The sequence below is a fragment of the Rhodopseudomonas sp. WA056 genome (genome assembly GCF_010906995.1).
GTDB lineage: Bacteria > Pseudomonadota > Alphaproteobacteria > Rhizobiales > Xanthobacteraceae > Rhodopseudomonas > Rhodopseudomonas palustris_G.
This window is the reverse complement of record NZ_QPFS01000001.1, coordinates 19,859-40,330: the sequence shown is the minus strand read 5'-3', so window position 1 is coordinate 40,330 and position 20,472 is coordinate 19,859. Positions and strand designations below refer to the sequence as shown.

At 65.4% G+C, this 20,472-nt stretch carries 21 protein-coding genes; 9 read left to right on the top strand and 12 right to left on the bottom strand.

Translation table 11 applies throughout. The features are described 5' to 3' along the window. Positions 1 to 47 precede the first annotated feature (47 nt). The 3 genes from DU475_RS00210 to DU475_RS00200 all read left to right on the top strand — a co-directional run bounded on the left by DU475_RS00210 (position 48) and on the right by DU475_RS00200 (position 6,251). Positions 48 to 1,109: an MBL fold metallo-hydrolase gene (locus tag DU475_RS00210; protein WP_142881856.1), complete on the top strand. Its 1,062-nt coding sequence runs from the start codon at positions 48 to 50 to the stop codon at positions 1,107 to 1,109. A gap of 225 nt (positions 1,110 to 1,334) precedes the next feature. Further along, a complete protein-coding gene (hemA, locus tag DU475_RS00205) occupies positions 1,335 to 2,564 on the top strand; it encodes a 5-aminolevulinate synthase (protein WP_013500805.1) in 1,230 nt (409 codons plus the stop codon). A 177-nt stretch (positions 2,565 to 2,741) separates the two neighbouring features. Further along, positions 2,742 to 6,251 carry a hybrid sensor histidine kinase/response regulator gene (locus tag DU475_RS00200; RefSeq protein ID WP_164630015.1) on the top strand — a complete coding sequence of 1,170 codons (3,510 nt, stop codon included), beginning with the start codon at positions 2,742 to 2,744 and terminating at the stop codon, positions 6,249 to 6,251. A 164-nt stretch (positions 6,252 to 6,415) separates the two neighbouring features. On the opposite strand, the gene DU475_RS00195 is transcribed toward DU475_RS00200, so the two are convergent. Further along, positions 6,416 to 7,093: a response regulator transcription factor gene (locus DU475_RS00195; RefSeq protein WP_013500803.1), complete on the bottom strand. Its 678-nt coding sequence runs from the start codon at positions 7,091 to 7,093 to the stop codon at positions 6,416 to 6,418. Between the two features lie 335 nt (positions 7,094 to 7,428). On the opposite strand from DU475_RS00195, the gene DU475_RS00190 reads away from it, so the two are divergent. Further along, entirely contained in the window at positions 7,429 to 9,093 is a 1,665-nt protein-coding gene (locus tag DU475_RS00190; RefSeq protein ID WP_164630014.1) for an MFS transporter, read from the top strand. 141 nt (positions 9,094 to 9,234) lie between these two features. Here the strand turns inward: DU475_RS00190 and DU475_RS00185 are convergent, their stop codons facing one another. The 3 genes from DU475_RS00185 to DU475_RS00175 form a co-directional block, all read right to left on the bottom strand. Next, positions 9,235 to 9,708 carry a secondary thiamine-phosphate synthase enzyme YjbQ gene (locus DU475_RS00185; protein WP_164630012.1) on the bottom strand — a complete coding sequence of 158 codons (474 nt, stop codon included), beginning with the start codon at positions 9,706 to 9,708 and terminating at the stop codon, positions 9,235 to 9,237. Between the two features lie 23 nt (positions 9,709 to 9,731). Continuing rightward, a complete protein-coding gene (locus tag DU475_RS00180; RefSeq protein ID WP_164630010.1) occupies positions 9,732 to 10,322 on the bottom strand; it encodes a hypothetical protein in 591 nt (196 codons plus the stop codon). 63 nt (positions 10,323 to 10,385) lie between these two features. After that, a complete protein-coding gene (locus tag DU475_RS00175) occupies positions 10,386 to 11,009 on the bottom strand; it encodes a 2-hydroxychromene-2-carboxylate isomerase (protein ID WP_164630008.1) in 624 nt (207 codons plus the stop codon). Positions 11,010 to 11,311: 302 nt separating this feature from the next. On the opposite strand from DU475_RS00175, the gene DU475_RS00170 reads away from it, so the two are divergent. The 5 genes from DU475_RS00170 (at position 11,312) to DU475_RS00150 (ending at position 13,901) form a co-directional block, all read left to right on the top strand. Then, entirely contained in the window at positions 11,312 to 11,698 is a 387-nt protein-coding gene (locus DU475_RS00170; protein WP_013500798.1) for an AtpZ/AtpI family protein, read from the top strand. A gap of 69 nt (positions 11,699 to 11,767) precedes the next feature. Further along, a complete protein-coding gene (locus tag DU475_RS00165) occupies positions 11,768 to 12,514 on the top strand; it encodes a F0F1 ATP synthase subunit A (protein WP_013500797.1) in 747 nt (248 codons plus the stop codon). A gap of 48 nt (positions 12,515 to 12,562) precedes the next feature. Continuing rightward, positions 12,563 to 12,790, top strand: coding sequence for a F0F1 ATP synthase subunit C (locus tag DU475_RS00160; protein ID WP_009796340.1), 228 nt, complete (start codon positions 12,563 to 12,565; stop codon positions 12,788 to 12,790). A 57-nt stretch (positions 12,791 to 12,847) separates the two neighbouring features. Next, the gene (locus DU475_RS00155) at positions 12,848 to 13,405 is read left to right on the top strand and encodes a F0F1 ATP synthase subunit B family protein (protein ID WP_047309309.1); all 558 of its coding nucleotides are present in this window, start codon (positions 12,848 to 12,850) and stop codon (positions 13,403 to 13,405) included. 4 nt (positions 13,406 to 13,409) lie between these two features. Then, a complete protein-coding gene (locus DU475_RS00150; RefSeq protein ID WP_013500795.1) occupies positions 13,410 to 13,901 on the top strand; it encodes a F0F1 ATP synthase subunit B family protein in 492 nt (163 codons plus the stop codon). Positions 13,902 to 14,417: 516 nt separating this feature from the next. Here the strand turns inward: DU475_RS00150 and DU475_RS00145 are convergent. The 8 genes from DU475_RS00145 to DU475_RS00110 form a co-directional block, all read right to left on the bottom strand. Further along, a complete protein-coding gene (locus DU475_RS00145) occupies positions 14,418 to 15,071 on the bottom strand; it encodes a hypothetical protein (RefSeq protein ID WP_142881850.1) in 654 nt (217 codons plus the stop codon). Positions 15,072 to 15,166: 95 nt separating this feature from the next. Then, on the bottom strand, positions 15,167 to 15,754 hold the full coding sequence (locus tag DU475_RS00140) for a GNAT family N-acetyltransferase (RefSeq protein ID WP_164630006.1): 588 nt from the start codon (positions 15,752 to 15,754) through the stop codon (positions 15,167 to 15,169). 60 nt (positions 15,755 to 15,814) lie between these two features. Next, a complete protein-coding gene (locus DU475_RS00135; RefSeq protein WP_164630005.1) occupies positions 15,815 to 17,104 on the bottom strand; it encodes a M16 family metallopeptidase in 1,290 nt (429 codons plus the stop codon). Next, positions 17,101 to 18,519: a threonine synthase gene (gene thrC / locus DU475_RS00130; protein WP_164630003.1), complete on the bottom strand. Its 1,419-nt coding sequence runs from the start codon at positions 18,517 to 18,519 to the stop codon at positions 17,101 to 17,103. The genes DU475_RS00135 and thrC overlap by 4 nt, the downstream gene beginning before the upstream one ends. Positions 18,520 to 18,727: 208 nt before the next feature. Next, positions 18,728 to 18,964: a type II toxin-antitoxin system HicA family toxin gene (locus tag DU475_RS00125; RefSeq protein WP_013500790.1), complete on the bottom strand. Its 237-nt coding sequence runs from the start codon at positions 18,962 to 18,964 to the stop codon at positions 18,728 to 18,730. Between the two features lies 1 nt (position 18,965). Then, complete coding sequence (locus tag DU475_RS00120; protein ID WP_013500789.1) at positions 18,966 to 19,196, bottom strand: type II toxin-antitoxin system HicB family antitoxin; 231 nt, start codon at positions 19,194 to 19,196, stop codon at positions 18,966 to 18,968. A gap of 91 nt (positions 19,197 to 19,287) precedes the next feature. Continuing rightward, on the bottom strand, positions 19,288 to 20,070 hold the full coding sequence (locus DU475_RS00115) for an SURF1 family protein (protein WP_164630001.1): 783 nt from the start codon (positions 20,068 to 20,070) through the stop codon (positions 19,288 to 19,290). After that, positions 20,067 to 20,462 (bottom strand): DUF983 domain-containing protein, encoded by a 396-nt coding sequence (locus DU475_RS00110; RefSeq protein ID WP_164629999.1) that lies wholly within the window; start codon positions 20,460 to 20,462, stop codon positions 20,067 to 20,069. The genes DU475_RS00115 and DU475_RS00110 overlap by 4 nt, the downstream gene beginning before the upstream one ends. Positions 20,463 to 20,472 lie beyond the last annotated feature (10 nt).

The following is a 20,472-nucleotide window of genomic DNA, read 5'->3' as shown; positions in this document are numbered from 1 at the left end:
CGCCGCCGCTCCGCTCCCGCTAAGCCGGATCAGGGAGCCTGCGCCGAATGCATAAGAAGACCGACGCCACCACGCCGCACGACGAACTCCATTATCTGCTGGAAAGCCACCCGGGACCGGAGCAGGCGGTCGAGATCGTGCCCGGCGTGCTTTGGCTCCGGCTAAAGCTGCCGTTCCGCCTCAACCATGTGAACATCTACCTGCTCGCCGATGGCGACGGCTGGGCGATGGTCGATACCGGGTTCGGCAACGACGCCACCATCGCGGCCTGGGAAACGCTGTTCGACGGCGCCCTCGCCGGCTTCAAGATCAGCCGGGTGATCGTCACCCATGCGCATCCCGATCATGTCGGCATGGCCGGATGGATCGTGCAGCGGTTCGGCTGCCCGTTCTACATGTCGCAGATCGAATATCTGCAGGGCGTGTATCACCAGAACCGGCGCACCGACGAACGGCTGGTCAACAATCGCGCATTCTTCCAGCGGCACGGCATTGACGAAAATGTGATCGAGCAATTGGTCGGACGCGGTCAGGACTATCTGAAGAAGACCGTACCGCTGCCGGCAGCCTATCGTCGCCTCTCGAAGGGGCAGGACATCACGATCGGCGAGCGAACGTTTCGCATCATCACCGGCGCCGGCCATTCGCCGGATCAGGTGATGCTGTATTGCGCGGCCGACAAACTATTCGTTTCCGCCGATCAGGTGCTGAGCAAGATCTCGCCGAACGTCAGCGTCTGGGCGCACGAACCCGACGAAGACGCGCTCGGCTCGTATCTGGCCTCGCTTGCCGAGCTCGAGACGCGGCTTCCAGACGACGTGCTGGTGCTGCCGGGACACGGCCTGCCGTTCACCGGCGTGAAGATTCGTATCCGCCAGCTCGCCGATCATCATGAGGAGCGCTGCGGACTGATCGCCGACGCTTGTCGCGAACGGCCGATGAATTCGGCCGAACTGGTGCCGGTGGTGTTTCACAAACACGTGCTCGATGCGCACCAGACCGGTTTCGCGGTCGGCGAGCTGATCGCCCACGTCAACTACATGCTGGGCCAGAACCGCCTGCAGGTGGCACCGTTCTCCGATGGCGTGCTGAGGTTCACGACCACTTGAGGTTTCGCCCCCCGCTGTCCGCGTGTTCCCGGACAAGCCGCCACGCCGCCTTCCGCACCATTGATCTTCATCAAGCAATCACCTGCGAAAGCAGTGATATGGATCGCATCCGGCGCGGCTCGATGGTCGACTTGCGCCTCGACTTCGGTGATGGAAGAGTTCAAATAGTTCGCCGGCCGATACGGCGTTCTGTCGTTCGATCCGCCTCCCCAACAGGTCATCGCGATGCAGTACAATCAGTTCTTTCAAGACGCTCTCACCCGCCTCCACGACGAGCGTCGTTACCGGGTGTTCGCCGATCTCGAGCGGATGGCCGGCAGGTTCCCACACGCCACCTGGCATTCGAACTCCGGACCTCGCGATGTCGTGATCTGGTGTTCGAACGATTACTTGGGCATGGGCCAACACCCGAAGGTGGTCGGCGCCATGGTCGAGACTGCGACCCGGATCGGGACCGGTGCCGGCGGCACTCGCAACATCGCCGGCACGCATCATCCGCTGGTACAGCTCGAGCAGGAGATCGCTTCGCTGCACGGCAAGGAAGCGGCACTGCTGTTCACCTCGGGCTACGTCTCCAACCAGACCGGCCTGTCGACGCTCGGCAAGCTGATCCCGAATTGCCTGATCCTGTCGGACGCGCTGAACCACAACTCGATGATCGAAGGCATCCGCCAGTCGGGTTGCGAGCGCGTGGTGTGGCGCCACAACGATACGGCGCATCTCGAGGAACTGCTGATCGCCGCCGGTCCGGACCGGCCGAAGCTGATCGCCTTCGAGAGCCTGTACTCGATGGACGGCGACACCGCCCCGCTGGCGAAGATCTGCGACCTCGCCGAGAAGTACAACGCGATGACCTATTGCGACGAGGTGCACGCGGTCGGCATGTACGGCGCGCACGGTGCCGGCGTCGCCGAGCGTGACGGCGTGATGGCCCGCATCGACATCATCGAAGCGACCCTGGCCAAGGCGTTCGGCTGCCTCGGCGGCTACATCACCGGCAAGACCGAAGTGATCGACGCGGTACGGTCCTACGCGCCGGGCTTCATCTTCACCACCGCGCTGCCGCCGCCGATCTGCGCCGCGGCAACTGCGGCGATCAAGCACCTGCGCGCCTCGACCTGGGAGCGCGAACGTCATCAGGACCGCGCCGCCCGCGTCAAGGCGGTGCTGAACAACGCCGGCATTCCGGTGATGCCGACCGACACCCACATCGTGCCGGTGTTCGTCGGCGATGCCGAGAAGTGCAAGAAGGCGTCCGACCTGCTGCTCGATCAGCATGGCATCTACATCCAGCCGATCAACTACCCGACCGTCGCCCGCGGCCTGGAGCGGCTGCGGATCACGCCGTCGCCGTATCACGACGACAAGCTGATCGACGCGCTGGCGGAAGCGCTGGTGCAGGTCTGGAACGATCTGGACCTGCCGCTCGGCGCCAAGGCGATCGCAGCGGAGTAATCCCGCATCGCTGGCGCGACGCGGTGACGAGTTTTCGGCGGGGGCGCCCGCGGCTGGGAAAATCCCTGTCGCGGGCGCCCCTTCGAGTTTGGTAGAGTGGCGACCGCGTCCCGCGGGCCTCTGTCGGCCCGGGCGGGGTGACCGTTCATCCGCCTGGCGCGAGGGAGCACGACCGCGATGCTGCACGACTGGGGCGTGATCGCAGCCGCCCTCGCCTACATCGGGTTTCTGTTCTACGTCGCGAGCTGGGGCGATCGGCTGTCGCAAGGCCAGCGCGAACGTGCCGGCGTCCTGATCTATCCGCTGTCGCTGGCGATCTACTGCACCTCCTGGACGTTCTTCGGCTCGGTCGGTTTCGCCAGTCGATCGAGCTTCGATTTTCTGGCCATCTATCTCGGCCCGATCCTGCTGGTCGTGGCCGCGGCGCCGCTGCTGCGCCGCGTCATCCGGCTGGCTAAATCGCAGAACATCACCTCGATCGCCGACTTCATCGCGGCACGCTACGGCAAGAGCCAGAAGGTCGCCGCCGCGGTGGCGATCATCGCCATCATCGGCTCGGTGCCCTATATCGCGCTGCAACTGAAAGCGGTGTCGTCGTCGCTCCAGACCATCCTGGGCGACAATCACAACATCGCCGACATCCCGATCGTCGGCGATCTTGCGCTGATCGTGGCGATGGCGATGGCGGTGTTCACCGTGCTGTTCGGCACCCGGCAGGCCAGCGCCACCGAACATCAGCACGGGCTGATGCTCGCGGTCGCCACCGAGTCGATCGTCAAGCTGGTGGCGTTTCTCGCCGCCGGAATCTTCGTCACCTTCTGGATGTTCAGCCCGTCTGCGCTGATCGAGAGGGCGATGCAGATGCCCGAGGCGGTCCGCGCCCTCGACCAGACCTCGCCGGCCAACTTCCTGACCATGACGGCGCTGTCGTTCTGCGCCTTCATGATGCTGCCACGGCAATTTCACGTCAGCGTGGTCGAGAATTCCAACGATGCCGAGGTCGGCCGCGCCCGCTGGCTGTTTCCGCTGTATCTGGTCGCAATCAACCTGTTCGTAATTCCGATCGCGCTCGCCGGACTGGTCAAATTCCCGTTCGGCAAGGTCGACAGCGACATGTACGTGCTGGCGCTGCCGATCGAAGCCAACGCGCCGATGCTCAGCGTCGCGGTGTTCATCGGCGGATTGTCGGCCGCCACCGCGATGGTGATCGTCGAATGCGTGGCGCTGGCGGTGATGGTGTCGAACGATCTGGTGATGCCGCTGGTGCTGAAGCGCCAGGGCGCACCGCGCCCCTACGAGCAGCGCAATTTCGGCAGCTTCCTGCTGACGGTGCGGCGGGTCGCGATTTTCGCGATTCTGATCCTGGCCTATCTGTACTACCGGGCGCTCGGCAACACCCAGCTCGCTGCGATCGGATTGCTGTCGTTCGCGGCGATCGCGCAATTCGCCCCGGCATTCTTCGGCGGCCTGATCTGGCGCCGCGCCACCGCACGCGGCGCGATCGGCGGGCTCGTGGTCGGATTCGTGGTGTGGGCCTACACGCTGTTCATCCCGAGCTTCATGGAGAACTCGACCGCCGGGCTGCTGCTGTTGCAGCACGGCCCGTGGGGTATCGAGGCGCTGCGGCCGCAGGCGCTGTTCGGAGCCGACCTGCCGCCGTTGCTGCACGGGGTGCTGTGGAGCCTGTCACTCAATCTTGTCGCCTACATCGTGCTGTCGCTGCTGCGGCAACCATCGTCGATCGAGCGGCTGCAGGCCGAAGTGTTCGTGCCCGACGCGTTGACGCCGATGACGCCGGCGTTCCGGCGCTGGCGCACCACCGTCACGGTGCAGGACATCGTCGGCGCAGTGTCGCAATATCTCGGCCCGGAGCGCGCCCGGGACTCGTTCCGCAGCTTCGCCACCGGCCGCCGCATCACGCTCGATCCGGCCGCGCCGGCGGATTTCGAGCTGCTCAAGCACGCCGAGCATCTGATCGCCTCGTCGATCGGCGCGGCGTCGTCGCGGCTGGTGCTGTCGCTGCTGCTCCGCAAGCGCACGGTGTCGGCGGAAGCGGCGCTGAAGCTGCTCGACGACTCCCACGCGGCGCTGCATTTCAACCGCGAGATCCTGCAGACCGCGCTCAACCACGTCCGGCAGGGCATCGCGGTGTTCAATCCCGAGCTGCAACTGATCTGCTCGAACCGGCAGTTCGGCGAGATCCTCGGGCTGCCGCCGCACATCATCCAGATCGGCATTCCGCTGATCGAAATCCTGGAATTCCTCGCCAGCAACAGCATCGCCCCGACCGACGCCGAAGCTCACACCCAGATGCGGATGGCGGCCTACACCACCGAGGGCGAGCCGTTCATCGAGCGCTTTCCGGACCGCCATCTGGTGGTCGAGGTCCGCGCCAACCGGATGCCCGACGGCGGGCTGGTGATCACCTTCTCCGACGTCACCCCGAGTTTCGAAGCCGCCGAGGCGCTGGAGCGGGCCAACGCCACGCTGGAACGCCGGGTGCGTGAACGCACCGAGGAGCTGACCCGGCTGAATTCGCAGCTCGCCTTGGCCAAGAGCACGGCCGAAGAAGCCAACATCTCCAAGACCCGCTTCCTCGCCGCCGCCAGCCACGACATCCTGCAGCCGCTCAACGCGGCACGGCTTTACGCCACCAGCCTGGTGGAGCGCCAGAACGGCGGCGAAGACTCCCGGCTGGTCGAGAATATCGACGAATCGCTGCAGGCGATCGAGGAAATCATCGGCGCGCTGCTCGACATCTCCCGGCTCGACGCCGGCGCGATGACGCCGTCGCTGTCGAACTTCGTGATCGGCGATCTGATGCGATCGCTGGAGATCGAATTCGCCCCGACCGCGCGCGCCAAGGGGCTGGATCTGACCTTCGTGCCGTGTTCGCTGCCGGTCCGGTCGGACCGGCTGATGCTGCGGCGGCTGCTGCAGAACCTGATCTCCAACGCGATCAAATACACCCCGCAGGGCCGGGTGCTGGTCGGCTGCCGGCGTCAGGGGCCGTCGCTCCGGATCGGCATCTACGACACCGGCGTCGGCGTGCCGATCCTCAAGCGCGGCGAGATCTTCAAGGAGTTCCACCGGCTCGAACAGGGCGCGCGGATCGCCCGCGGTCTCGGCCTCGGGCTGTCGATCGTCGAGCGGCTGGCGCGGGTGCTCGACCACGGCATTGCGCTCGATTCCAATCGCGGCGGCGGCTCCTGCTTCTCGGTGACGGTCCCGGTCGCCGAAGTGGTCAACCACACCGCGGCGGTGACCAGCGCGACGCCGCTGTCACGCGCCTCGATGAGCGGCATGCTGGTGGTGTGCATCGAGAACGATCCGGCGATCCTCGACGGCATGAAGACGCTGCTGACCACCTGGGACGCCAAGGTGATCGCGGTCGCCGATCCGGAAGCCGCGATCCGGGCGATCGAGAGCAGCGAGCACCGCGTCACCGGCCTGTTGGTCGACTACCACCTCGACCGCGGCAACGGCATCGCCGCGATCCGCGAGATCCGCCAGCGCTTCGGCCAGAGCATCCCGGCGATCCTGATCACCGCCGACCGCAGCCCCGGGGTCCGCGCCTCCGCGCGTCAGGAAGAGATCGCGGTGCTGAACAAGCCGGTGAAGGCCGCCTCGCTGCGCGCGCTGCTGAGCCAGTGGCACGCCCAGCAGTCGGTGGCGGCGGCGGAGTGATCACTTATCCCGGCACACGGACCTCAACCTGAGGAGACCGCGCGGCGCGCCGTCTCGAAGGATGAGCTGGGAGGCAAGACAGTGCCGCCTCATGATTCGAGACGGCGCTTCGCGCCTCCTCACCATGAGGGAAAGGCTTTTTCAGTCGTACAAAACGACTGACTTTACGACGCGATCGGTTCTTCCTGGCGCCACTGGCTGCCGGAGATCTTGGCGGCGGCGATCACCGCCTGGGTGCGGCTTTCGACCCCGAGCTTCTGCAGGATCGCCGAGACGTGGGCCTTGATGGTGGCTTCCGAGACGCCGAGCTCATAGGCGATCTGCTTGTTGAGCAGGCCTTCGGACAGCATCATCAGCACCCGGACCTGCTGCGGCGTCAACGTCACCAGCCGGTCGCGAAGCTTGGAGGTCTCGGGATCGGCCGCCGCCGACAGGTCGACATCCGGCGGCACCCAGACGTCGCCGTCCAGCACCCGCAGGATCGCCTCGCCGAGCTTCTCGACGCCGAACCGCTTCGGCACGAAGCCGGAGGCGCCGAAATCCAGCGAGCGGCGGATGGTCTCGACGTCGTCGCTGGCGGACACGACCACCACCGGGATCGCCGGGTATTGCGCCCGCAGATAGATCAGCCCGGAGAAACCGCTGATCCCCGGCATCTTCAGGTCGAGCAGCACCAGGTCGACATCGCCCTCGCGCTCGAGCATCGCCGTCAGATCCTCGAACGACCCGACCTCGTCTATCTTCGCCGCCGAGACCACGCTCGCGACCGCCAAACGGAGCGCATCGCGGAACAACGGGTGGTCATCGGCAATGATCAAATGCGTGCTGGCGGGGGTGCTCATGATGTCCCTTACTCGCAAGCTGGAACCAAACCATCACCGCTCCCGGCTCGCCTTAGCGAACCGATGGCAAGATGGGGAGGCAAGTGTCGCCCTGTGCTGGACGGCTGGCAAGGCGGACGTTACTGCCTTGTCCATACCATCATGCCCTCACACGCAGCCGAAAACATTGAGCAAGCGCAACTATGCGGGTTTTCGGCGTCGAAAGTCGTAATGCCGCAGGGCGGCAGCGGTGCTAGCGTACACTGACGCACGATGACCCTGCGCCGCAAAGGCGCGGCCGGTCTCAATAAAAACAACAACATAGCCCTCGAAACAACCCAGGGAGGCACCCTCTGATGGCTACACTTGCCGCGACGAGCAAGCGTTCGGGCGGAATGACCCGCGATGAGCGCTTCGTCATTCTCGCATCTTCGCTCGGCACCGTTTTCGAATGGTATGATTTTTATCTGTACGGCTCGCTGGCCGCGATCATCGGCGCTCAGTTCTTCAGCGCCTATCCGCCGGCCACCCGGGACATCTTCGCGCTGCTGGCCTTCGCCGCCGGCTTCCTGGTCCGTCCGTTCGGCGCGATCGTGTTCGGCCGGGTCGGCGACATCGTTGGCCGCAAATATACCTTCCTTGTCACCATCCTGATCATGGGCCTGTCGACCTTCATCGTCGGCCTCTTGCCGAATGCGGCAACGATCGGCATCGCCGCGCCGATCATCCTGATCAGCCTCCGCCTGCTGCAAGGCCTCGCCCTCGGCGGCGAATACGGCGGCGCCGCGACCTACGTGGCCGAGCATGCTCCGCCCGGCAAGCGCGGCTACTACACCTCGTTCATTCAGACCACAGCGACGCTCGGCCTGTTCATGTCGCTGATGGTCATCCTCGCGACACGAAGCATTGTCGGCGAGGCCGCGTTCGCCGACTGGGGCTGGCGAATCCCGTTCCTGGTCTCGGTACTGCTGCTCGGCGTCTCGGTCTGGATCCGGCTCCGGCTGAACGAGTCGCCGGTGTTCAAGAAGATGAAGGAGGAAGGCAAGAGCTCGAAAGCGCCGCTGACCGAAGCCTTCGCCAACTGGGGCAACGCCAAGATCGTCCTGATCGCGCTGCTCGGCGCGGTGATGGGCCAGGGCGTGGTCTGGTACACCGGCCAGTTCTACGCGCTGTTCTTCCTGCAATCGATCCTGAAGGTCGACGGCTACACCTCGAACCTGCTGATCGCATGGTCGCTGCTGCTCGGCACCGGCTTCTTCATCATCTTCGGCTGGCTGTCGGACAAGATCGGCCGCAAGCCCATCATTCTGGTCGGCTGCCTGATCGCGGCGCTGTCGTTCTTCCCGATCTTCCGGATGATCACCACCTACGCCAACCCGGCACTGGAACGAGCGGTCGAGACCGTCAAGGTCCAGGTCGTCGCCGACCCGGCGGGCTGCGGTGACCTGTTCAATCCGGTCGGCACCCGGGTGTTCAGCGCACCTTGCGACACTGCGCGCGACTTCCTGTCGAAATCGTCGGTCAAGTACTCGACCGTCAGTGGACCGGCCGGCTCCGGCGTCAAGGTTCTGGTGAACGACAAGGAGGTGCCCTACACCGACGCCAAGACCTCCAATCCGCAGGTGCTGGCGGCGGTCCAGGAGGCCGGCTACCCGAAGGCCGGCAACCCCGAGATCATCAAGATGTCGCATCCGTTCGACATCTTCAAAGCCAACGTCGCCGCAGTGATCGGACTGCTGTTCGTTCTGGTGCTGTTCGTCACCATGGTCTACGGGCCGATCGCGGCGCTGCTGGTGGAGCTGTTCCCGACCCGGATCCGCTACACCTCGATGTCGCTGCCCTATCACATCGGCAACGGCTGGTTCGGCGGCCTGCTGCCGGCGACCGCGTTCGCGATCGTCGCCTCGACCGGCGATATCTACGCCGGCCTGTGGTACCCGATCGTGTTCGCGTCGATCACCGTGGTGGTCGGCCTGATCTTCCTGCCGGAGACCAAGAACGTCGACATCAGCAAGACCTGATGATCAGCGGTCCGGCACCTGCGCCGGACCAGCCAAATAACAACGGCCGCGGAGCGATCCGCGGCCGTTTGTTTTGGAACGCCGGAATCCGCCACACCGCGATTGCGAGGAGCGAAGCGACGAAGCCGGCGAGAAGACAGACTACACCGTCGTGCCGATGAACTGCAGCACGACCTCGCGGCGGTGGGGCCTGGCACGGTGCTCGACCAGATAGACGCCCTGCCAGGTGCCGAGCGCGAGCCGGCCCTGCAACACCGGGATCTGTAGCGACACCGACGTCAGCATGGTCTTGACGTGGGCCGGCATGTCGTCCGGCCCCTCGGTGTCGTGCCGCCAGCCGGCATTCTCCGGCGCGAGCTTGTTCAGCACCGTGGCAAGATCGGCCAGCACCGTCGGATCGGCGTTCTCCTGAATCGTCAGCGACGCCGAGGTGTGACGCACGAACACCGTGACGCCGCCGTCTTTGGCCCGCGCCTCGGCAACGAATGCAGCGACTTCACGGGTGATATCGGTGAATCCGGTGCCGCCGGTCTGCACCGTCAGCACCGACGAGGCCACGGTAGTGGCGGTCGCGCGCGCCAGCGGTGCGCGGCTCAGGGTGCGGGATGAACTCATCGAAGACCTCGCATCGCGGCCGGTCAGATCTTGTCGCCGCTGAAGTCTTTTTGCAGCCGGTTTGCCGTCTCGACCAGGCGCCGCCAGGCGCGTTCGAGGAAGCCCATCACCCGATTGACGTCCTGGTCGCTCGGCAGCGGGATTTCCAGTTTGCGCTGGCCATCTTTCTCGGTGATCTGCGGCTGGGGCAGCTTGTCGCTCTTGGGCAGCGCCTCATCGGTCTTGCCGCCGGGCTGGCCGGCACTGGCGAGCTGCGCTTTCAGGCTGTCGTTGGCGGCGCGGAGCGCGCCGGCCTCCTGCTTCAGCCGATCGATCTCGGCCTGCAGCCGCCCGGTCTCGGCATCGAATGCGGCGCGCTCATCGGCAATCGCATAGCAGGCCCAGCCGCTGCCCTTGTCGGTGCAGGTCGAAACCTTGCCGGTGCGGGTGTCGAGCCGCACCACGCCTTCCGCAGAAGGCGTAAAGGTGTAACGACCATTCTCGCTGTCCGGCAACGGGGTTTCGGCCCATGTGCCGCCGGCGCTGCCGACCGCGAGCAGCAAGGTCAGCGCTGCGATGCGGGGGCCGCGCCGCGCGCGGCCGGGCGAGATCGCGGCCAAAGGTGCAAAGCTCATCGGAAATGCTCCGCCTCTCGGATGAAGCCCCGTCTGCAGCGGAGCCTCGGCCTATATGGGGCCTCAGCGCGCCGGACGGTACGGGCTACGGCCGGATTTCAACGCATCCTCGAGCAGTTCGATCCGGTCCTGCCCCCAGAACACCTCGCCGTCGAGCACATAGGCCGGCGACCCGAACACGTCGGCCGCGATCGCATCCAGCCGGTTCTGCTCATAGGCGGCGCGAATCTGGTCCGAGCCTGCATGCGCCACCAGCTTCTCCCCGGGCAGGCCGGCCGCATCGGCGAGCTCGGCCAGCACCGCCGGCTGCGCCAGGTCGAGCTCCTGCTGCCACACCGCGGCATAAGCACGCTGCAGATACGGCTCGGGATCGAGCCCGGCGGCGAGCGCCGCGATCACCACGCTGTCCGCCAATCGAGCGTCGAACGGCCAGTGTTTCGGCCACAATTTGAAGTCGAGCCCGCGCTTGTCGCGCCAGCGCTGCAACTCGACCAGACGATAACGCTGCCGCGCCGGGTGGCGCTTCGCCAGCGGCATACCTCCGGTCTCGGAGAACAGGCCGGTGAGCAGCACCGGCTTGTAGGCGAGCTGCAGCTCGTAGGTCTCGACCAGCCGCCGCAACGGCTGGTGGCCGATATAGGCCCAGGGCGATTGAAACGAGAAGTAGTAGTCGATCCGGCGCGACATATGGTCTCCGATGGCGAGGGTCTTCCGCCGAGCCACTGCGAACGGCTTGCCGGAAGCCGCGGCATCGGATCAGAGCCATTCCCGCCGTGCAAGCCGGATCATGGCGCAGCGCCGCAAATGCACTGCGGACAAGTTATCGCACGGACTCGCAAATCCTCAATAAAATCAGCCAAAACAACGCCCTAAGAGGCTGCGACCGAATCTTGACTTGCCTACAGGCGGTCAGTATGGTCCGCGCGGCTTTTAAGGGTTTCTGGGGCGTTATTTCATCGTTAGCGGCAGCTAGTTCGGGTCTCCACGACATGGCGGACGACACGCACGACAGCAGCCGACGAGCGCATGGAACGCGCGACGGATCGCCCGAGGAGGCTGCGCTTTCCGCACGGCTCGGAAGCCTGGAGCAACGGTTGGCCCATTCTCGGGCAGGCCGAAAACTCCAGACGGATCAATCCGAAACAGAAAGTGAAACCGGACATGCCAAGGCCTCGGCAATGGCGCTCGGATTTCGGCTTTCCTCGGAATTGATTGCGGGTGTTCTCGGCGGAGCGGCTCTCGGCTGGGGTTTCGATCGTTTGTTGTCGACCTCGCCCTGGGGCCTCATCGTGTTTTCGCTGCTCGGCTTCACCGCCGGCGTGATCAATGTGATGCGGGCAGCGGGCGTGATGGCGAAGCAGTCCGAGCGGCTCTGAACGGGATCCAAGGCGCACCGATCGTTCGAATCCCGCGCAAGCTCGCGACACCGACAGACTGAGAGACGAATGGCCGCCGATCCGATCCATCAGTTCCAGATCACCAAGCTCTTCACCCTCGGTCACGTTGGCGGACAAGAAATCGCGTTCACCAATTCGTCGGCCTACATGTTCGGCACGGTGGCGCTGATCGCCATCCTGATGCTGGTGCCGGGCCGCCAATTGGTGCCGGGCCGGTTCCAGTCGATCGCGGAGCTGTCCTACGAATTCGTCGCCAACATGATCCGGTCGACGGCCGGCAAGGAAGGGCTGAAGTTCTTCCCGCTGGTGTTCTCGCTGTTCATGTTCATCGCGGTGTCGAACCTGATCGGCATCGTGCCCTACACCTTCACGGTGTCGAGCCATCTCATCGTCACCGTCGCGCTGGCGCTGCTGGTGTTCTTCACGGTGCTGATCTACGGGTTCTCGAAGAACGGGCTGAAGTTCTTCAAGCTGTTCGTTCCGTCCGGCGTGCCGATCTACATCCTGCCGCTGGTCGTCTTCATCGAAGTGATCTCGTTCTTCCTCAAGCCGGTCTCGCACTCCGTGCGTCTGTTCGCCAACATGCTGGCGGGCCACATCGCGCTGAAGGTGTTCGCGAGCTTCGTGGCGATGCTCGGCGCGCTCGGCGTCGTCGGCTGGTTCGGCGCCGTGCTGCCGCTCGGCCTGACCATCGCGCTGACCGCGCTCGAACTGCTGGTCGCGTTCCTGCAGGCCTATGTGTTCGCCATTCTGACTTGCATCTATCTCAACGATGCAATTCATCCGGGCCACTAAAGACCCACTCGCAAACGTCTACACCCAACCCCAACAGGAGTTCGTTACATGGATCCGATTGCCGCGAAGTACATTGGCGCTGGTATTGCCTGCATTGGCATGGGCGGCGCTGGCGCTGGCGTGGGCATCATCTTCGGCAACTACCTCGCCGCTGCGGTGCGCAATCCGTCGGCTGCCCAGGGTCAGTTCGGCAACCTGATTTTCGGCTTCGCGGTGACCGAAGCGCTCGGCATCTTCTCGCTGCTGATCGCGCTGCTGCTGCTGTTCGCCCTCTAAGATCCAAAATCCGGTCCTGACCTTCCGGGGTCGCGACCGGCCGAACAGGAGAAGCCCGTGGCTCAAGGTCATGGCGACGCCAAGGGCAGCACTGCCCACACGGAAGCGGACGGAGGCCACAAGGCGCCGTTCCCGCCCTTCCAGCAGGAAACCTTTGCCTCGCAACTGGTGTCGCTGGCGATCGCATTCGTTGCGCTCTACCTGATCGTTTCCAAGATCGCACTGCCGCGCGTCGGCGGTGTGATCGAAGAGCGGCAGAAGACCATCGACGGCGATCTGGCGGCGGCGCAGAAGCTGAAGGGCGAGGCGGACGACGCGCTGAAAGCCTACGAGGCCGAACTCGCCGATGCCCGCGCCCGGGCCCAGGCGATCGGTGCCGAAACCCGCGAGAAGCTCAACGCGCAGGCGGACGCCGAGCGGAAGACTCTGGAACAGCGGCTCGCGGCGAAGCTCGCCGACGCCGAAAAGACCATCGCGGCCACCCGTGCGGCGGCGATGGGTAACGTGCGCAACATCGCGTCGGACGCCGCTTCGGCGATCGTCCAGCAGCTCGCCGGCGTCACGCCGGACGGCAAGGCGGTGGACGGCGCGGTCGATGCTTCGTTGAAGGGCTGAGCTGATGGCAATCTTCGCAGAAGCAGAAACCTGGGTCGCGATTTCGTTCGTCATTCTGCTCGGCGTGTTCGCCTATCTGGGCGTGCATCGCACCGTTCTGCAGGCGCTGGACAAGCGTCGGGACCGGATCAAGGCGGAACTGGACGAAGCGCGCAAGCTGAAGGACGAGGCCGCCAAGCTGCTCGCCGACTATCGGGCGCGCCGTGCCTCGGCCGAACGCGAAGCGCAGGCGATCGTCGAAAGCGCCAAGGCTGACGCCGAACGGATCGCGGCGGAAGCCAAGGCCAAGCTGGAAGACTTCGTCGCTCGCCGCACCAAGAGCGCGGAAAGCAAGATCGCTCTCGCCGAAGCCCAGGCGCTCGCCGACGTCCGCGCGGCGGCCGCCGAGGCCGCGGTGGCTGCGGCCTCGCGAATCCTGTCCGAATCGGTCAAGGGCAACCTCGCCGACGAGCTGCTCACCAAGGGCATCCAGGAAGTCCGCGGCAAGCTCAACTGAGCCGACGCCTCCTCGACCCAATCAAAGGCCGGCGCGAGCGATCGCGCCGGCCTTTTTCGTTTGATTTGCCGATCGTCTCCGCCATCCCGTGGAGAGGAAAGGTCGACCAGCCGCCTGCGGGGCAGGATGCTGGGCGGGGGGTGAGGGTGAGCCACGAATCCGGCGATCCTGGATTTAGAGCGGTTCATCGTTTGATTGAAACGATCCGACCTTTCCGAAGGCACTGAGCCCTCATCCCGAGGAGCCCGGCGAAGCCGGGCGTCTCGAAGGATGGGGCAACGCATTCCGTGCGTCACATGGTTCGAGACGGCGCTACGCGCCTCCTCACCATGAGGTTGTGCGTGTGGCAGGCGGTGCGGATCAACTCTGATTCGATGAAAAGAAGAACTGCTCTAACGCGCGGAACGAGCCCGCCGGAACAGGCGCGGGCATGCCTCTCGGTGTTCTCACCAACCCACCCCGCTCGGTGCGCGAGCACCCCTCCCCCTCCGGGGAACGTGAAGGGCGGCGTCTCGCTTACTTCCGCCTGCTTCGCGGCTCCGGCTTCAGCGCCTGCGGATCGAAGCCGACATAAAACACATAGGCATCGTTGTCGGAGACCGATGGCGCCGGATAGGCGACGTCCTCGGCCACCAGGCTGAACGGCACACTGCCGTCCGGCTGCATCGACACGCTGGTGCGATATGCCTTGGTGAAGATCGTCTTCGGCGATACGCCTTCCTGCACCACCGCGACGCGCAGCGGCACATCGACCGAGGTCGGCGCCCCGGCCGGGCCGGCGATAATCCGACCCTGGATGCCGATCTTGGCAGTGACGATGCCGCCGTTGAGGTTGCATTCGCGCGCTGTGCGGCTGATCACCGCCTGATAGCGAAGATCGGCTCCGGCCGCTTCCTTGCCCGGCAGTCCGATCGCATAGGTCGAGGCGCCGGAGCGCACCGTTACCGACGGACAGGTGAGCTGGCTCTCGACCGGCGGACCGCCCGAGACATTCGGCGGTGGCTCTTGCTCCGAAGAGCCGCCGAACAGGCTCTTGAAACGATCGGTAATCGACTGCGACCACGCCGGGGTCGCCGCCATCACCGCACCGCAGATCGCCACCGCGACAGTGACCTGCACCGCACGCAAAGCCCGGCGCCGCGTCGCCGCCCGTTCAATCTCCTGAACCATTCACCCTACCCGGCTGCAATCCGTTTCGACCGCCGGGGTTATAGCAAAGCAATGCAGGCGAACCAAAGGCCGCAGGTGTTCGCTGCCGAGCCGCATCAACCGCGGAAATCCTCGTGCAGCAGGCCGAACAGCAGATGGTCCTGCCAGACGCCGTTGATGCACAGATAGCGCCGCGCCAATCCGTCGCGGGTGAAGCCGCATTTTTCCAGCACCCGGATCGACGGGGCATTGGTGGGGATGCAGGCGGCCTCGACGCGGTGCAAATTGAGCTCGCCGAACAGCGTCGGCAGCAGCACGCGCAACGCAGCCGTCATGTAGCCCTGTCGGCCGAACGGCTGACCGATCCAGTAGCCGATGGTGCCGGCCTGGACGATGCCGCGGCGGACATTGGCGACGGTGACGCCGCCGACCAAATGGCCGTCCTCCTCCCGAAACACCAGAAACGGATAGGAGCGGTCGGCAGCAATATCCTCGGCGTAGCGCCGCAACCGGCGACGAAAGCCGGAGCGCGTCAAATCATCGGACGGCCAGATCGGCTCCCAAGGCGTCAGATAAGCCCGACTGTATTCGCGCAGCTCGGCCCATTGCGGAAAATCCGCCATCTGCGGGGCGCGCAGCAGCAACCCGTTGCCACGCGGCGCCAGAGCGGCGGGTCCGACGGACGGCATGCGAAACAGCGCCATCGACGACACTCCCGGCCCGCGGGATCGCCGGGCCCCGAACGCCGCAGCCGCGGCGTCACCTCAATGATAGGACGTCTTGGCCTTGGATTGTGTCAAGCCTTCAGCGAACCCGACCGCCCTGTCGAGGCCGCGGCCGCTGCCGAGCGCCACCACCGCCGGCCGGCTGCGCGACAGCAGTGTGCGGCCCGCCTCGCGCGCGGTGTCGATGGTGACGGCGTCGATCCGCCCGACCAGCTCGTCGACCGGCAAAGGCCGTCCGTAGGCCAGGATGTGACGCGCGAGCTGTTCGGCACGCGACGAACAGCTCTCCAGCGCCATCAGCAGCCCGGCCTTCATCTGGGCCTTGGCTCGGGAGATTTCCGCATCCGTCAGGGTGTCGACCGCGTCATTGATGACGTCCACGATCACTTCCATCATCTCCGGCGCATCGGCCGGATCAGTGCCGGTGTAGAGCCCGAAGAATCCGGTATCGCTGTAGGGCGCGTGGAAGGTGTAGATCGAGTAGCACAGCCCGCGCTTTTCCCGCACCTCCTGGAACAGCCGCGACGACATTCCGCCGCCGAGGATATTGGTGAACACCTGCATACTGAACAGCGTCGGCGCGCCTTGCGGCAACCCCTCCAGCGCCAGCGTCAGATGCGCCTGTTCGAGATCGCGATGCACCACGCGGGAGCCGCCGGCCCCGAACATTGCAGGCTGCGGCTTCGGTGCCGGCGTGGCGTCGAAACTGGCGAAGCGGTGCGACACCTCTTCGACGATGCGGGCGTGATCGACCGCGCCGGCCGCCGCCACCACCATGTCGGGCCCGCGATAATGCGTCGACAGGTAGGATTGCAGCTTCTCGCGGCTGAAGTTCTTCAGCGTCTTGGCAGTGCCGAGCAGAGACCGGCCGATCGGCTGCTCCGGGTAGCACAGCTCGTTGAGGTACTCGAACACGACGTCGTCGGGCGTATCCTGCGAGGCACCGATCTCCTGCACGATCACGCTCTTCTCGCGTTCGAGCTCTTCGGCCTCGAACGACGGATTGGCGAGGATGTCGGACAACACGTCGAGCGCCAGCGGCACATCGGCCTTCATCACCCGCGCGTAATACGCCGTGGTCTCGGTCGAAGTGCCGGCGTTGAGATCGCCGCCCACCGCCTCGATCTCCTCGGCGATCTCGCGCGAGCTGCGGCGCGTGGTGCCCTTGAACGCCATGTGCTCCAGCAGATGCGAAATGCCGTGTTCGTCGGGCTTTTCGTCGCGGCCGCCGACCCCGGTCCAGACCCCGAGCGAGGCCGTCTCGAGATGCGGCATGGTGTCGGTGACCACCGTCAGGCCAGAAGGAAGTTTGCTGACTTCGACGGTCATCCGGCTGCTCCTTGCTTGGCGGCACGGCTGACCGCCAGCACGTGACGTTCGATCGCGACCGGATCGCGCGGCATGATCTTGATCGATTCCGGCTTGCTCATCAGCCCGTCGAGCCAGGCCGGCAGCTCCGGCCGGATGCCGCAGGCGGCTTCGACCGCGTCCGGGAACTTTGCGGCGTGGGCAGTCGACAGCACGATGTTCGGCACGGTCGAATCGGTGGTGTCGCGGTCGGCCACCGCCAGCGCCACCGCGGTGTGCGGGTCGATCAGGTCACCGGCCTCGCGCCAGGCGGCACGAATCGCGGATTCGGTTTCCGCCTCGTCGGCGCGACCGGCATCGAATTCGTCGCGCACCGCGGCCAGCACCGCATCCGGCAGCACGAAGCGGCCGGACTGATGCAGCGAACCCATCAGCGAGCGAATCAGCGCGGCGTCGCGGCCGGAGGCTTCGAACAGCAATCGCTCGAAATTCGACGACACCTGGATGTCCATCGACGGCGAACGGGTGGCATGAACCTCGCGGACCTCGTAGATCCCGGTCTTCAGGGTGCGGACGAGAATGTCGTTGACGTTGGCGGCGATCTTCAGCCGGCGTACCGGCAGGCCCATCTTCTTGGCGACGTAGCCGGCGAAGATGTCGCCGAAATTGCCGGTCGGCACGGTGAAGTCGACCAGCCGGTTGGGCGCGCCGAGCGCCACCGCGCTGGTGAAATAGTACACCACCTGCGCGACGATCCGCGCCCAATTGATCGAGTTGACGCCGGACAGCGCCACCTGATCGCGGAATTTGTGGTGATTGAACAGCGCCTTCACGATCGCCTGACAATCGTCGAAATGGCCTTCGATCGCCAACGGATGCACGTTCGACGCGCCGGACGTCGTCATCATCATCCGCTGCACGTCGGAGATCCGGCCGTGCGGAAACAGCACGACGAGGTCGACATTGTTCAGGTTGGCGAAGGCGTCGACCGCGGCACCGCCGGTGTCGCCGGAGGTCGCCACCACGATGGTGGTGCGCTGCTTGCGCTTCTCCAGCACATGATCCATCAGCCGCGACAGAAGCTGCATCGCGACGTCCTTGAACGCCAGCGTCGGGCCGTGGAACAGCTCGAGCACGAACTGGCTCGGGCCGGTCTGGCGCAGCGGCACCACCGCGGGATGGCGGAAGGTGGCGTAGGCCTCGTTGGCCATGCGGCCGAGTTCGGCGTCGGAAATCTCGCCGGCGACGAACGGCCGGATCACCTCGACGGCGACCTCCCAATACGGCCGGCCGAACAGGCTGGTAATGGTGTCGGGGGTGAGCTGCGGCCAGACTTCAGGGATGTAAAGCCCGCCGTCGCGGGCGAGCCCGGTCAGCATCACGTCGCAAAAGCCGAGGCGCGGGGCATCGCCCCGGGTCGAAACATAGGTCGTCAAGGGTGCCTCCAAAGGCCCGGCCTAACGCCCAAGCCTTTGATATTGATCGAGTTCAGTCTCACGCGCGGGTGAAATCGGCCTCACCATAAAGGAGTTTGAGGCGCAGGGGAAATCGCTGCCCGCGGAGAAGCCCCCCGATCGTGGCTCTGACCGGCAACGGGACATTGTCGCTGCACGTTGCCCCCTATGCAGCAGGGGTGACGCCGCTTCAAAGAAGGTCGTTGAACTCCTCCACCGTCAGCCCGGTCTGCCGGATAATCGATCGCAGCGTGCCCGGCTTCAGATCTCGTCCTGCATGGACCGGAACCGTCACGGTGCGCGCCGGATCGCCCGGATAGACCAGAACATGGTGGCTGCCAACGATCCGATCGACGACAAAACCCGTTCTCATGAGCGCCTGGATCACCCGCCTGCCGCCGATGACTGGCAGCCGGCCGTCGCCCATGTCAGGCAGCTACGGTCACGTAGCGAATTTCGGGATGGGCATCGGATGGAGGCGCCCTTCCCTGGTCCCGTCGGTAGGCGAGGACTGCACGGATCGCCTCCTCGGCGTTAGCCAGCGCTTCCTGCTCGGTGTCCCCCTCCGTCACGACCTCTGGAAGCGCCGGGACGAGCACCGTGAAACCGCCGCCTTCCTGGGGCTCGAGAATGACCGAGTAGCTATAGCTTGACGGCATGAGGTGGCTCCTGGGCCCACAAGGACTGAACCGGACCAATGCTTGCAGGAGATCCTACACGATATGCCGGGAGCCGGCCAAGCCCGCGGCGTCAACCGGGCACGGGGGCGGAACGCCGCCGCTGGCCGTGCAGCCAGAACACGAATGCGACCGCAACCGCCAGCGCCAGGCCAAACCAGGTGATCGCGTATTGCAGATGGTTGTCGCGCAGATGTACGCCCAGCGGCCCAGGCTTCGGCACGCCGCTCGCGGGTACCGGCGCTTCCAAATCGACGTAGAACGGCGCCAGTTCGGCCGGTCGGTCCCAACCGAGCGCGGCGGCCATCGCCGGGACGTCGCGGGTGAACCAGAGTCGCTTGTCGACGTTAGGCGAAGCGGCGAACAGGCCGGGGTGCTCGGGAAACCGCAAATAGCCGGTCAGCGTCGCCGGCTCGCCGGTGAGCAACGGCGCGATCGCGCGATCCTCGGTGCCGCGCTGCTGCATGGTGTTGGGGACGAATCCGGCATTGATCACAATCGTGCGGCCATCCGGCAACCGTGCCGGCAGGAACGCCCAGGTGCCGGGTCCGGCGATGTCGTCGCGCACCGCCGAGCCCGACGAATACACCATCGCGTCCGGAAGCTTCAGATAGGTCGCGGCAAAGCGGACGCGGCGGAATTCATCGTCGACCGGATCGAGCGACGGCCAGTCGCGCGCGGCGGGCAGCGCCACCGGCTCGGCGGCAAGCCGCTGGTGCAGGGCTGCGATCAACCGATGCTTCTCGTCCCGCCGCTGCAATTGCCAGATCCCCAGCGACAGCAGTACCGCCACCATCGTCAATGCGATCAGGCTCATCCCGGCGATACCGCGCCGGTGCGCCGCAGCCGATGTCATTGCGGTTCGCGGCCGACGAGTCGGCCCTCCTGCGCCTTATGGTGGAATTGCAGTGCGATCAGCAGTGCCTTGATGGAGCGCAGCGGCAAAAGCGTGGTGATCAACACCAACGGCAGCCACAGCGCGGCGTGCAGCCAGAACGGCGGTTGATATTTGACTTCGACGATCAGCGCACACAGCACCACGATCGCGCCGCCGACCAGGATGGTGAAGACCGCCGCGCCGTCGCCGACGTCGGTGAAGCCGAAGTCGAGATCGCAAACCTCGCAGCGCGGCGCCAGCGTCAGGAATCCGGCATACAGCCGCCCCTCGCCGCAGCGCGGACAACGGCAGGCCACGCCGCGCAGCGCACTCCGCAGAACGGTGGGAGCCTGGTCAATCCGCTCCGTCATTGCGAGCCGA

Bases quoted from the DNA above. Each gene is read 5' to 3' on its own strand.
- DU475_RS00115 (WP_164630001.1), bottom strand. From the start codon at position 20,070: ATGACATCGGCTGCGGCGCACCGGCGCGGTATCGCCGGGATGAGCCTG.
- DU475_RS00195 (WP_013500803.1), bottom strand. From the start codon at position 7,093: ATGAGCACCCCCGCCAGCACGCATTTGATCATTGCCGATGACCACCCG.
- hemA (WP_013500805.1), top strand. From the start codon at position 1,335: ATGCAGTACAATCAGTTCTTTCAAGACGCTCTCACCCGCCTCCACGAC.
- DU475_RS00210 (WP_142881856.1), top strand. From the start codon at position 48: ATGCATAAGAAGACCGACGCCACCACGCCGCACGACGAACTCCATTAT.
- DU475_RS00190 (WP_164630014.1), top strand. From the start codon at position 7,429: ATGGCTACACTTGCCGCGACGAGCAAGCGTTCGGGCGGAATGACCCGC.
- DU475_RS00180 (WP_164630010.1), bottom strand. From the start codon at position 10,322: ATGAGCTTTGCACCTTTGGCCGCGATCTCGCCCGGCCGCGCGCGGCGC.
- DU475_RS00170 (WP_013500798.1), top strand. From the start codon at position 11,312: ATGGCGGACGACACGCACGACAGCAGCCGACGAGCGCATGGAACGCGC.
- DU475_RS00200 (WP_164630015.1), top strand. From the start codon at position 2,742: ATGCTGCACGACTGGGGCGTGATCGCAGCCGCCCTCGCCTACATCGGG.
- DU475_RS00175 (WP_164630008.1), bottom strand. From the start codon at position 11,009: ATGTCGCGCCGGATCGACTACTACTTCTCGTTTCAATCGCCCTGGGCC.
- DU475_RS00150 (WP_013500795.1), top strand. From the start codon at position 13,410: ATGGCAATCTTCGCAGAAGCAGAAACCTGGGTCGCGATTTCGTTCGTC.
- DU475_RS00135 (WP_164630005.1), bottom strand. From the start codon at position 17,104: ATGACCGTCGAAGTCAGCAAACTTCCTTCTGGCCTGACGGTGGTCACC.
- DU475_RS00160 (WP_009796340.1), top strand. From the start codon at position 12,563: ATGGATCCGATTGCCGCGAAGTACATTGGCGCTGGTATTGCCTGCATT.
- DU475_RS00110 (WP_164629999.1), bottom strand. From the start codon at position 20,462: ATGACGGAGCGGATTGACCAGGCTCCCACCGTTCTGCGGAGTGCGCTG.
- DU475_RS00165 (WP_013500797.1), top strand. From the start codon at position 11,768: ATGGCCGCCGATCCGATCCATCAGTTCCAGATCACCAAGCTCTTCACC.
- DU475_RS00125 (WP_013500790.1), bottom strand. From the start codon at position 18,964: ATGGGCGACGGCCGGCTGCCAGTCATCGGCGGCAGGCGGGTGATCCAG.
- DU475_RS00140 (WP_164630006.1), bottom strand. From the start codon at position 15,754: ATGGCGCTGTTTCGCATGCCGTCCGTCGGACCCGCCGCTCTGGCGCCG.
- DU475_RS00120 (WP_013500789.1), bottom strand. From the start codon at position 19,196: ATGCCGTCAAGCTATAGCTACTCGGTCATTCTCGAGCCCCAGGAAGGC.
- DU475_RS00185 (WP_164630012.1), bottom strand. From the start codon at position 9,708: ATGAGTTCATCCCGCACCCTGAGCCGCGCACCGCTGGCGCGCGCGACC.
- DU475_RS00145 (WP_142881850.1), bottom strand. From the start codon at position 15,071: ATGGTTCAGGAGATTGAACGGGCGGCGACGCGGCGCCGGGCTTTGCGT.